General features: G+C 40.4%; 11 protein-coding genes. 1 reads left to right on the forward strand and 10 read right to left on the reverse strand.

What is annotated here, in order from left to right:
- Nucleotides 1-21 precede the first annotated feature (21 nt).
- From CXF93_RS00365 to malE, 6 genes are all read right to left on the reverse strand, one after another.
- Nucleotides 22-663, reverse strand: coding sequence for a hypothetical protein (locus CXF93_RS00365; RefSeq protein ID WP_198551552.1), 642 nt, complete (start codon nucleotides 661-663; stop codon nucleotides 22-24).
- A gap of 122 nt (nucleotides 664-785) precedes the next feature.
- Nucleotides 786-1,922, reverse strand: a complete 1,137-nt coding sequence (locus CXF93_RS22400) for an ABC transporter ATP-binding protein (protein ID WP_101060284.1) — start codon at nucleotides 1,920-1,922, stop codon at nucleotides 786-788.
- Entirely contained in the window at nucleotides 1,922-2,836 is a 915-nt protein-coding gene (locus CXF93_RS00375; RefSeq protein WP_101060286.1) for a sugar ABC transporter permease, read from the reverse strand. Before CXF93_RS00375 ends, CXF93_RS22400 begins: the two co-directional genes overlap by 1 nt.
- Nucleotides 2,836-4,134 carry a carbohydrate ABC transporter permease gene (locus CXF93_RS00380; RefSeq protein ID WP_101060288.1) on the reverse strand — a complete coding sequence of 433 codons (1,299 nt, stop codon included), beginning with the start codon at nucleotides 4,132-4,134 and terminating at the stop codon, nucleotides 2,836-2,838. Before CXF93_RS00380 ends, CXF93_RS00375 begins: the two co-directional genes overlap by 1 nt.
- 114 nt (nucleotides 4,135-4,248) lie before the next feature.
- Entirely contained in the window at nucleotides 4,249-5,379 is a 1,131-nt protein-coding gene (locus CXF93_RS00385) for an extracellular solute-binding protein (protein WP_101060290.1), read from the reverse strand.
- Between the two features lie 166 nt (nucleotides 5,380-5,545).
- Nucleotides 5,546-6,727, reverse strand: a complete 1,182-nt coding sequence (malE, locus tag CXF93_RS00390; protein WP_101060291.1) for a maltose/maltodextrin ABC transporter substrate-binding protein MalE — start codon at nucleotides 6,725-6,727, stop codon at nucleotides 5,546-5,548.
- A gap of 233 nt (nucleotides 6,728-6,960) precedes the next feature.
- Here malE and CXF93_RS21935 point away from each other — a divergent pair, with 233 nt between their 5' ends.
- Nucleotides 6,961-7,122: a hypothetical protein gene (locus CXF93_RS21935; RefSeq protein WP_157824404.1), complete on the forward strand. Its 162-nt coding sequence runs from the start codon at nucleotides 6,961-6,963 to the stop codon at nucleotides 7,120-7,122.
- Nucleotides 7,123-7,335: 213 nt separating this feature from the next.
- Here CXF93_RS21935 and CXF93_RS00395 read toward each other — a convergent pair whose 3' ends face one another.
- The 4 genes from CXF93_RS00395 to CXF93_RS00410 form a co-directional block, all read right to left on the reverse strand.
- The gene (locus CXF93_RS00395) at nucleotides 7,336-8,211 is read right to left on the reverse strand and encodes a MalM family protein (RefSeq protein ID WP_101060293.1); all 876 of its coding nucleotides are present in this window, start codon (nucleotides 8,209-8,211) and stop codon (nucleotides 7,336-7,338) included.
- Nucleotides 8,212-8,348: 137 nt separating this feature from the next.
- On the reverse strand, nucleotides 8,349-9,650 hold the full coding sequence (locus CXF93_RS00400) for a carbohydrate porin (RefSeq protein WP_101060295.1): 1,302 nt from the start codon (nucleotides 9,648-9,650) through the stop codon (nucleotides 8,349-8,351).
- Between the two features lie 516 nt (nucleotides 9,651-10,166).
- On the reverse strand, nucleotides 10,167-11,264 hold the full coding sequence (locus tag CXF93_RS00405) for a tyrosine-protein phosphatase (protein ID WP_101060297.1): 1,098 nt from the start codon (nucleotides 11,262-11,264) through the stop codon (nucleotides 10,167-10,169).
- Between the two features lie 96 nt (nucleotides 11,265-11,360).
- Nucleotides 11,361-13,004: an alpha-glucosidase gene (locus CXF93_RS00410; RefSeq protein ID WP_304442110.1), complete on the reverse strand. Its 1,644-nt coding sequence runs from the start codon at nucleotides 13,002-13,004 to the stop codon at nucleotides 11,361-11,363.
- Between the last annotated feature and the right edge of the window lie 36 nt (nucleotides 13,005-13,040).

Below are 13,040 nucleotides of genomic sequence, written 5' to 3' on the forward strand. Positions count from 1 at the left end.
AATAAGCGAGATAGTTTATGCTTAATTTTTAATTTCGTTATAAACGAGTAATAACTTTTGTACCTCACCTTGCGTATAAGCGAGATCTTTGCTTTCCTCATATCCCCAAAGTGGAGTTATCTGCAGGGCGTCTTTTGTCGGCGACACTTTAATCGCAACAATGCGTTCTTGTTCTTTATCTGAGATAAAAAATAGATAAGATTGTGGTTGTTTAAGCAGTGCATTGTATTGAGACGGCGTGGTGTAAACGACATTCACTGCTTTTACTTCTTTACTGCCATAAAAACGTTGAGCCTCTGCTAATACAGGCAGAGCCATTTCTTGAAGTTGTTCATAACTGCTTTCAACATGAAATGAACCGCAATCACTTGGGATCTGATCACGCAGTGCTTTGTACTGTGTGTGAATAGCTTCTAATGAAAGGGTCAAATAAGTGTCTTCAAAGCGATAAGCAGACAAGAAGAGGTCATCATTATCTACACAGAGCTTAAATTGTCTCTGTTGCTCACTAAACGTGGTGAATTCAAAATATGGCTTGGGAAGGCTGCTATACGCAATAACAAAACCCAAGATAAAAATGACGATTGCGACGGCAATATGAAACATATAGTCGTGAATGCGTTGAAGTTGGCCGCGAAAATTTAAACTATTGCTCTTTTTCATTACATGCTCTTATTGCTTTAAGGTAAAGTGATTAAATCGTTGATTAAAAAGAGTCGATATACCGATTATGTTGAATGTATTGGTATTCATTGCACTCTTACATTAAGAGTGCAATGAGCTACTTACTTACTGGATTCAGCTGATTTTAGTGAATACTTAATTGACTCTTCCGTCTCACTATCAAAAAAGTGAAGCTTGGTATTGTCGATAACTAAGGTGATTTTCTCATCAATTTCTACATCCGGTTCTCCAGTACCTAGTGTGCCAACAAACAGATTGAATGGGGCTGCATTGAAAAAGATATTGATGGCATCGCCAAGGTATTCACTGTTCATTGCGGTGGCTTCAAAACAACAATCAGGAAAGGCTTCTTTATATTTCTTACCAGATCTAATCGCACTGGAACGTACGCCTAAACGGAGTGATTTACCCTTGTATCCAGCCTGGTCCAAAATCTTTTTATCACTTTCGCTCACCGAAATAGTGAAAGAATGACAACTAAATTGACCATCGTCGTAAGTACCTTCGATAAGGTTCATCGAGGGCATACCCATGAAAGTGGCCACAAAACAATTTTTAGGATTGGTGAATAACTCTTTTGGTGATCCAATTTGCTGTACCTCGCCCATAGACATTAATACGATGCGATCGGCCATGGTCATTGCTTCAACCTGGTCATGGGTAACGTAAACGGTGATCGCCCCCTTATTTCTGTGCATACGAGCGATTTCAGTTCGAGTCGTGGTACGTAATTTGGCATCCAGATTACTGAGAGGTTCATCCATCAGATATAATTGTGGGGTACGAACCATCGCACGACCTAACGCGACACGCTGACGTTGACCACCAGAAAGTTCTTTTGGTTTACGCTCAAGGTAATCCGTTAAGAAAAGATCTTTAGAAATATTATCTACATGATCTTTAATCTCATTCGCAGGGTAACTACGAAGCTTTAAACCATAACCAATATTGTCTCTTACCGACATATGTGGATAGAGCGCATAGCTTTGGAAAACCATCGCAATATCGCGGTCTTTTGAACTCACATTATTGACGACTTCGCCATCAATGATGAACTCGCCCTCAGTAATGTCTTCTAACCCTGCAATCATCCGAAGCGTGGTAGACTTACCACAACCAGATGGGCCTACAAGCACAATAAACTCCCCTTCTTCAATATCTAGATTGAAGTTACGCACAGAGTAAGTATCTGAATTAGGGTATTTTTTATTGATGTTTTTTAGTGAAATTTTGCTCATTATCCCTTTACTCCACCAGACGTTAAGCCGCCTACGATATAATCTTGAAATTTATAGAACACAACAACAGGAGGAATTGCCGCTAAGACAGCCCCTGCAGCGAATACGTTATAGCTAGACTCTTTAATATTATTGATGAGACCCATTAACCCTACAGCAAGGGTTTTTGCTTCTGCACTCATGCTTGCAATAAGGAACTTAGGCATAATAATGTCGCCAATAGGACCTAAGAAGCAGAAGATAGCGATAACCATGATCATCGGTTTCACTAGCGGTAGCAGTATCTCGGTGAAAATTTGCATTTGCGTAGCGCCATCAATTTTTGCTGACTCGTCTAACGCACGAGGAATGGAGTCATAATAACCCTTCATTAAAATCGTATTCATTGTTGTCCCCCCAGTGGTATAGATGAGGATCATAAAGATATACGTATAAAGCGTGGCATGATCAGAGCTGTATATACCGATAGAGTTGGCAATGGCATACAATGCGATCAAACCACTACCTGATGGGATAATTTGAATAATTAACAGGGACATCAAAGCACTTTTTCGTGATTTATAACGATAACGAGAGTAAACAAACCCCGAGATCGTCACAATCACAGTAGAGAGCACCATAGTTATCACCGACACGAGAAAGGTATTTCGGTACCAACTTAAATAAGGGGTTTGAGTAAACAGTTGAACAAAGTTATCCGTTAAACTGAAGTTTTCAGGAAAGAATGAGGTTGAATAAAGTGAATTACTCACATTAAACGCACTCATTAGCGTGATCAATATAGGATAAAGAATCACGATGACCATCGAAATAAGAAATGCATAACTAAAAATTAGCCCCATATTTCTAGTGATAATATTATGATTTAATCGCTTTACTTTGACTGTGCGATTTAGACTTATTGCACTATCCATTACATCACTTCCTCATTTTTAAAGGCACCAGCTTTAAGCCATGAATAAAGTACGACAGCACCGACAATCGTACTGGTTATCAATGTGTACACAGCCGCTTCGTTATATTTAGCATCCATCATTAAACGGAAACCCAGAGATGAAATAGTATCAAGTGGTTTGTAGATCGAGCCCACCGTCTGTACTGTCGCTTCACCTAGCATGTAGACAATCGTGACGTTATTGAAATTGAAGGTAAATTGGGTAATAAAGACCGGGGCAACACTGATTAAAATCAATGGTAAGGTAATATCGAAGAAATTTGACCATGCGTTACCGCCATCAATCGCGCTAGCTTCATAGAGATCATCTGGAATCGTTTGTAATACGCCAGTAACCAAAATAAAAACGTAAGGGAACCCAAGCCAAGCTTGTATTAAAATAATGGTTACCTTTGCCAGATCAGCATCAAGAAAGAAGCCAATAGCAGTGCTGACATCATATTCACTCCCCGTGAAAAAAGGGATAACCATGGTATTCATTCCACCAATTTTGGAGAAGAAAAGCTGAAATACCAAAATTGTTAAAAATGCCGGAACAGCCCAAGGTAAGATATACACTGTACGGAAGAATTTCTGTCCTCGAATGCCTTTATTATTCGCGACAACAGCCAGAATAGTACCTAAAACGATGGTGAGTGCAGAGGCACAAAATGTCCATGTTAACGTCCAACTCAGTGTTTCTTGAAATGCAGCAGCGGTGCGCTCGTTGGTAAATAAACGTTCGAAGTTGCTGAATCCCCTCCACTCAATTAAAAATGCGGGCGGAAGCACAGGCCGTTTGTAGTTGGTGAATGCAACGACAATAGAAACAATCGCCGGTAATAAAGCAAAAACAAACAGTAAAATAAATTTAGGTGCTGTAATTAAATTTGGAACGATTTCATGCGATAGACCGCGCACTTTTTCGGTAAACGTAATAGCAGATCCTGTTTCATCTATTTGACGTTTGACATCTTTAGCATCACGAGCAAATGCATAGTGAAGGGCAAAAAAAACCAAAAACATCATGGCACCAACGGTTGAACCAACCATGATAAGAAAGGAATCATCAATAAAGCGCTCTGCACCAATTGTGATTTTTCCATTCGGTTGCTCGACAGCTAACAGGCGAAAATTTGGAAGGGTAAATTGAATAAAAACCAATATCTCTAAAGCCAATATCGAAAGCCCAAATAGCGCTTCTCTCATCCGATGCAGTAAGAGATGCCCACTGCCAGGAATAACCATAGAGAGCCAGAAAATAAATTGTTGACTCATGTAAATAACCTACTTATTTATTAATGTTGTGTAGATACGTCACGTTTTGTGTTGCACGATGCCTCATGTTATTAGCCACCGTGCAGTTGAATAGAAAAAGGAGATCAATGTCGATTACATATCTTCAATGTCTATTTCGATAGTATCAACAGCTGCATCCAATGCTGCTTTCACATTTTGTCCTTGTGCTATTTGAGCCAATGCCGTTTTCATCGGTCCCCATACTTTCATAAACTCAGAAATATTAGGCATAGGCTGACCGATGTTTGTCGCATCGAAAATAGCTTTGTGCAATGATCCTTCGACATAATTCACAGACAAACTAGGTGAAACTTCACGCGTCATTTCATACCATTTAAGGGCATTTTCAGGCGTCGCGACAAATTTAATAAAGGCTCTAGCCCCTTCTTTATTATCGCTATAGCCATTAACTGCCATCCCTTTTGTGCCTGTTAAGGCTTTATACGGATAGCTGCCATCCCAGCTAGGAATTGGTGCAGCACCAACATTAATACCGGCTTTTTCAATATCCGCAATTGCCCAAGGTCCGTGGACTATCGCTTTCAATTTACCTTCCATGAAATACTTCATCATGATGTCGTTAGCCACAGTGTCATCTTGCATCAGTGTCCAATGACTAACGCCACTGTGATATAACCCTTGAGCAGCCAATCCAGCTTTAATTGAACCAGCTGTATTTAAACCGATATCTTGCGGATTGTTGTCTTTAAATATGTAACCACCGTTACTCATAAAGAGGCCACCAGTAAAATAGAAGTCAGTAAATTTTGCAGCCCAATCAGAGGCAGGTATTTCTTTCAGTGTGTTAGGTACTTCTTTAACCATGTCTTTGTTATAAAGAAACAGAGTGGTATCCGTAGACATCGGTACCATATACGTCTGACCGTTATAAGTGGCCGCATTAGTAGCCGCATCGGTAAAACCAGTATTCGTAAAATTGGTCGAGGTAATTAAATATTGATCGGCTAATTCACCAATACGGTCATTAGGGATCATAAAAACATCAGCAATGTTGCCTTTTTGAGTTGGCAATGCGCTAAGTAAGTCAAACATACTCGCTGCTTCAACGTTAACTTTGAAGTCTTTACCCTTGTTAAATTCCTTCGCTAGTTCGTTGAAATAAGGTACATAGCTTTTTTCTACACCGACAACAATATTGTCTGCGGCCATAGTATTACTTGCGAATAATAGTGCTGCGGAGACGGCTAATGATATTTTTTTCATCGTTAAATTTTTCCTTAAATAGGGATGAAGTGTCTTAAAATAGTAAAATGCATATCACATAGATAAACGTTATCTATCTCAATGATGTCTTTGATATTCGTGCTATTGGGTAAGTTATAAAACGTGATACGACTAACACAATGTATTATTACTAATTAAATCAACGTTAATTAAGTTGTTTTGCCGCTGTATCTAACGCTTCTTTCACTGTCTGACGGCCCAGTATTGCGTTCTCAATCGCCGCACCTTCAGCAAACCAATACGCCGTCATTTCTGGGATATTTGGCATGATTTCGCCATTCTCTGCATTGATCATTGTGGCAGCAATACGGCTATCTTTAGCAAGTACTTGCTGAAACGACTTCAATGTAACAGCACCCAAAGGCTTATCATCATTCATCGTTTTGAGACCATTATCTGTGATCACGTAATTTTCTAGAAACTCAACGGAGAGGTCTTTATTTGGACTTGCCGCGTTAATACCCGCACTGAGCACCCCGACGAATGGGTTCGATGCGCCACCTTTTAAGGTTGGTAGTACCGCTACGCCATAATTGATTTTTGATTTTTCGATGTTGGCCCACGACCACGGGCCATTAATGGTCATCGCCACACGGCCTCTATTAAATTCACCTTCTGAAACGGCATAATCCATGTCCGGAGAAATCACATCGTTCTTGACTAAATCAACTAAGAACTGCAGACCTTCAATACCTGCTTTACTGTTCACTCCAATTTGTTTGCCGTCAAAACCCGAGTCTGTTTTCTTAAAGGCATAGCCACCGTTAGCCGAAATCAGTGGCCATGTGAAGTAAGCATTCTTCACATCCCACATAATGGCCTTCTTACCTTCGCTACGCATTTTCTTGTCAATAGCAGCAACTTCTTCCCAAGTACGTGGCGGTTCAGGTAATAAATCTTTGTTATAAATTAATGAGGGTGTTTCTATTGCAACCGGATAACCCACTAACTTACCTTCATAAGTCACCGCATCCCAACTAAAATCAACGAGCTTATTTTTAAACTCTTTACCTGGGTTAATTTCAGCTAATACGCCTGTTTTCGCATAACCACCAAAACGGTCATGAGCCCAAAAAATAATATCAGGACCACCACCAGTGGCCGCAACTTGTTGATATTTAGCTTCAAGAGAATCAGGATGCTGAACATTCACTTTCACTCCGGTATCTGCTTCAAACTGTCGGCCAATTTCAGCTAAACCTTCATAGCTTTTATCACCATTGATCCAGATAAGAATTTCACCTTCTTGCATTGCAGATGCCGAAAAAGGGAAGGCCATTAGAGAGGTAAGAGTACAAACCGTCAGAGTTTTCAGTATGCATTTCATAATCAACTATCCATTTGTGAGTATTTACTCATTGTCCTGTGCTTAAGGTTAATGAACATCCTCCCCCATGACTACGCCCCCCATACATAATATCAACATTGTGAAACGGAGCACATTTTGTAGGATATAACCTTAAAAACAGTTAACTGCTATAATCAAGATGTCTTTGATGAAAGAGAACATCAATAATAACGTTTTCTATTAACGCATCTCAGACGTCTTCGAGGAGAAAAATGATGAAGTTGAAAGCTTTACTCTTAGCCACTAGTTTATTCTTTGCCAACATTGCAATCGCATCTGAACACTGCTCTTGGTATATAGAAGATCGTGGCTGGTGCACCCCTTATTTTACAAGTAGTAATGATGGGGTTTCACCTCATAGTAATCAAAAATAATTAGTTAAGCGCGTTAATAGAGGGGAGATATAGATTAGAACTGTTCGGGATGGGCCCTCTTTTCAGAGGGTCTTTTTTTCGTCTGCAAACAAAAAAAAGAGCGGCTTTAAAAAACCGCCCAGGGACTTTCTTGCATTCTTTACTTTAAGTTTTATCATCACGATTTGTAATACGGGCAACGACATGTACTGACCTTACTCTACATTGTAAGAATCACTTTTTAATTAATTCAACAAAAGTTGATTCTGCTGAGCTTGAACCAGCACGCTTCGCTTCTTCTAACAGCTGAAGTGCTTTGTGCATGTCATTTTTCTCTACAGCCGCTTTAATTTGCGTGTTATAAAAAGCTTCCGTTTCCGGCTGCATGCTTACGTCTGCAGCTTTATTTACAGTGGTTTCCGGTACCAATGTTACTGCAACAACCGCAGCAGGTGCAGAAGCGGTGGCAGCAATTTCAGCCGCACTGTAAGAACGTAGAGTTAACGGTTTAAGATCTAATTCTAAAGAACCAAACTTCTGATGCTGGATCACAGGATCGGTGACCATTGGTCTACCTAGGCCAAGCTCTTCAGCTCGAATACGCTCAGGGTGTGGGATCTGTATTTCGCCTTTGCGATACTCCTCCGGAGAGTAAACCACCATATACGGCGTGGTTGCCTGATCCATTTCAAAACGATGTTGGTAACTGGCCAGGCTAAACATGCCACCCATTTTAACCTCAAAATCATCCAAGCCGACCACTTCTACGGCTTCAAAATTTGAGTTTAATAGGATAACTTTAGGTGCCAAAACGCCAGTTGTTCTCATCCAGCTACTTAAATCAACCTGCATACGTTGGACATTCGCAGGTAGAGCAAAAGCGGTGAAATAGCTTTTCCCTTCAGGGAACACCCCAACTTGAGAATCGTCATCAATGGCAAAATCAATTTTGTCACTCTGCATGGGAACCCATGAGAATGCACTATAGGCATTGCAGCAAACAGGTGCTGTTACTGCGATATCTTTTGTTATTCCTGCTGTCGGGGATGCCGCACAGCCAATCAGACTTACAACTAAAAATGCTGCAAGTGTAGTTTTAATCATTTTCATTTTCACTCTCCGACACCCGATATTTTGACAATATTTTATGGGCATATACCTATTACAATCCAATCAACTCTACAGCAGGATCCAATAGATATATACTCAAAAAGGCAGCCCGAGGGCTGCCATTAACACTAATTGGCTTAGAACCAGATTTCAGTGTGAACACCAACAACTACTTCGCTGTCTTTAGTCGAATCGCTGAATTCAAGACCACCGCCACTTCCTTGTTCAGTGCTGTAGTAAGTTACGTATGGTTTAATTTGTGGACGACCGAAATAATCAGCATTTACGGTAAATACAGATGCAGCTTCTATCATGTAGTATGTATTGTCATCTTTACGGCCCCAAGCAACTCCATCATCTAATTTTTCCGACGATACAGATCCAGTTAGTTCTAAACGTAGGTTATCATTGATTTTGTATGATGGGCGGGCAGCAAACATCATACGATCAAGACTTTTTTGACCGAAGGAATCATCATTTGAAAAATAGACAAATTCCGTACCAAGTTGTAGGTTTTCAGAGATATTTAATACACCATAAGAGGTGATAAATAGACCCGTAGAGTCTTCACTGAAAGCGCCACTCCAGTCACCGAAGTTTACACCACGGTTCGCAGCAATGCCTTTACCATATGCAATACCGGTTTGCGTCCAACCATCTAAACCGTAGTAATCTCGGTTATAAGTGATCGCACCACCAATACCATCTTCTGCTGACTTAATGCCACCAGATAACTCGTCTTCTTGGTTAGCTTGCTCCATGTACTTAAGATCAAAGTTAAAGCTACCACCCAGTGCCTCAACACCATGGTAATAGAAATTATAAGAAGACAGCGTTTGACGATCTTTGTTTACATCAGCATTAATATCATCACTTGTATCAGCAACTAAAAATGCAAAACCTGCCGTATTACCGCCCAACTTTGTTTGGATACCAGCACCGACACCTGAGCTCTGATTCCAAAATTCACCCGATAACAATCCAGCTGAACGATTGAGGAAACGTTGACCGCCCCAAATTGATGTATCTTCACCTAGATATGATAAACCACCAATCTCTACAAAAGACTCTTTAACTTCAAGTTGAGCTTTAGTATTATCTTTTTGACTACCTGATGAAGAGTAAGCAAAAGAGTTACCGTTACCGTATTCAGTACGAACTACAAAGTCAGACCAAGCGCCGTTCTGGTGCTCAGTATGCTTCTTGATAACAAACTCAACTTGGTTGGTACTTTTACCAGAGGTGCCAGCTGAATGATAGTTCGTTTTACCAAACTCCGAATTTACGGTTTCACCATCAACCATACGAAGATTCATTGAACCGTAACCGTTCACCTCCCAGCCATCGGTTAATACATCTGTAGCAGATTCAGCTGCCACATTGTAAGACGTTAATGCTACAAGTATCGCCGCTGCTACGGGTAAAAGTTTATGAGTCATGAGTGTATCCCTTCATTAATTATTGTAAGAGTTGTTTAGTCATCTTTTCGTAAATTATATTAAGCTTTGATAAAGTTTTTTGCCTCATCCTCATGGGGGAGTAGAAGGGAGGAGGACAAGGACGTAGCATAAAATACACACCGGTGTTTCGTGACAACTCTCACGGATATCAGGCGTACGACTGTAATTAAAATACGAAAAATCAAAAAATAGCATGACTAACATCACTTATTTCAACCATTTATTAAGGAAGTAGTTATAAAAAAACATGATTACTTTTAAAAAATAACATGATTTTTATTGAACTTTTTTTCACGTTTTCAAATTAGATCAAATATATTAAATTAGTCATCTTCATGTCCGCGTACTTAGTCATAAATACAGATACATTAAATATATTCAAACCGAGCAGAAACATAGATATTCAACTCAAGATAGGCATAATAAAATCTTCTTTTAGACCCTTATTCCCAGTAAATACATTATTAAGCCTATAACTACCACACTCAGTCTTTACTAATATTCATCTCCAACCAAATGCAGATAAGCCTGTTCAATTATCTCGCACGCTAATCCTAATGAAAGCAGGTACGCTCTGATAACCTGGTGACCATTTTCCAAGCTTCCCTGCCCCAGCGCCTGAGTGAGTGCATGCTCAAGTAAGCGAAAACTGCGGAATTCACCAATCGCCATATTATTTGTTTGCAAATAATTTAGCTTAATCTGCTGCTTATCAGCGCCCATGAACAACTGAAGGAAAGCCACTATTACACCAGTTCGATCTGATCCTAATCGGCAATGGACATGATAAGGCCCTTGATGGTCTGCGATATGATTAATAACAGCTCGGATACCAGTCTGGAAACCGAGCTCATCAGGGTTAAAGCTTTCATCCCGATCCGACATGAAATATACCGTCTCATAAGCAACCGGAACATTTACGATATGATTGTCAAGCCACAGCGTTTTGTAATAACTGGGCTCAGCTTGATGAAGATAGTCCGCCAGTTCTTGAGCTGTCTCCGAAAGATTAATCACTGTGCGAACATTATTAAATTCAATTAACTGCATAGCTTTTCGCTGACGCTGAATTTCAATATTCATGAGCTGTGGATGTTCGCCCCTAGATGGAATAACTGGGTGATAAGAGCGAAATAATCTTTCTTTAGCCAACTTACCCCCTCTTACTTCTCTGAAGTTAGCCAGCATCTGCTCAGACTCAAACTCAGAAGCTCTACTTTTAATTCGGAATGAATTTTTATTATGCTGAATAATATGACTCAGTTCATCATCACAAATATCTTCAGGAAGCAGTAAATAGTTATAACTACCATTGAATTGATTATTAAAAAAATAGCCTGCAGGATAGTTGTCATTAAATGGTATAGGTTGTTGCCTCTCTTCATCCCATAAGTAATATTCGATATAGCCAGAGTTACCTATTTTATTTACATCTAGACAACTTGTTCTGAGCAAAAGCCTGTCGCCCAATACTGAAAACTTAAAGCAATCTTTTTTCTGCCAGTTAGTAAATGTGCCGATTAGAAAAATTTGATTTCCTTCCCATGGGATATCAAAAATAACGTCGTTATGTCCATAGCTATAATGCATCATGTTTTGTTTACCCAAAATAAAAAGGCTCTGTTCAAACAACGATGAACAGAGCCAAAATAATGAAAAAATTAACCGTTGATTTAAATCAATATCAGCTTACGCCGACAGTAATACTGCAAATGACTCGTAAGGTTTCAGGGTTATCGTATTACTTAACTGTTGATGTGACTCATAGTTGAAAATAAGGCATTCAGCCTGCTCAGTCTGAAGTGACTCAGGCACAGCAACGCTAACCTCGTCGGCAGTAAAATTATTCAGTACAAACAGACGGTGCTGTTCATCTGAGCGGACATAGCCAAATACCTGCTCATGCTCTTCAAATACTGGCTCAAAAGTGCCGTGTACAATCACAGGTAATGACTTACGTAACTTAATCAGCTTCTGGTAGTGATAGAAAATAGAATTCTGATCTTCCAGCGCCGCATCCACGTTGATCTCAGGGTAATTAGGGTTAACCTGCAACCAAGGCTGAGTCTGTGAGAAACCTGCGTTATCCGTGTTGCTCCACTGCATTGGCGTACGACCGTTATCGCGACTATTTTCATGAACAGCAGCCAGCATGGTTTCAGGCGCAACGCCATTTTCCGTACGTTCTTTATAGAAATTCAGGGTTTCAATATCACGATAGTCATCAATGCTGTCGAACGCGACATTCGTCATGCCGATCTCTTCCCCCTGATAAACATACGGCGTGCCTTTCATCATGTGCAGCGTGGTCGCCAGCATTTTTGCAGATTCAACTCGATACTGGCCATCATCACCAAACTTAGACACGGCGCGAGGCAGATCATGATTATTCCAGAACAAGGAATTCCAGCCTTCATCTGCCAATTCTATCTGCCACTTAGTTAGCACTCGTTTGAATTCAGGTAGATCAAGCGCAATAGGATTCCACTTATCACCGTGCTTCCAAGTCAGGGAAATATGCTCAAACTGGAACACCATCGAAAATTCGTTACGCGCCGGATCGCTGAACAGTTTGGCCATTTCAGGGGTCGCACCCCATGTTTCACCCACCGTGAGCAGATCTTTTTCACCGAAGGTCGCCTTATTCATTTCTTGTAGTAGTGGGTGAAGACGAGGCCCATTACCGGTAATTTTTTTATCAATTTCCTTACCGATGAGATCGATAACATCGAGACGGAATCCACCAATACCTCGATCGATCCACCAGTTCATCATCTTATGCACTTCTTCTTGAACTTTCGGGTTCTCCCAGTTCAAATCAGGCTGCCTCTTAGAGAAAAGGTGGAAGTAATATTCACCCGTGTTGTCATCCCACTCCCAAGCACCGCCACCAAACACCGAACCTTGGTCATCCGGTACCGAACCATCTTCTTTTGGCTTGCGCCAAATATAGTAGTCACGATATGGGTTATCTTTCGACTTGCGCGCTTCTGTAAACCAAGGGTGTTCATCGGAAGTATGGTTAACCACCAAATCCATGATAATACGGATATCACGTTGCTTGGCATCTGCAAGCAACTGCAGCATATCTTCCATCGAGCCAAATTCTGCGGCGATATCTTGATAATCAGAAATATCATAGCCGTTATCATCCATTGGTGAACGATACACAGGCGATAACCAAATCACGTCGACACCTAAGGCTTTCAGGTAATCCAGCTTACTGATAATACCTTGTAAATCACCCACGCCATCATTATTAGAATCACAAAAGCTACGTGGATAAATCTGGTAGACAACAGCATCGTGCCACCACTTTGGGGTCATTTTCATGGACAGAATTTCCTTTAAATAGGCTTAAATCAAAAA

This window comes from Moritella sp. Urea-trap-13 (assembly GCF_002836355.1).
Lineage (GTDB): Bacteria > Pseudomonadota > Gammaproteobacteria > Enterobacterales > Moritellaceae > Moritella.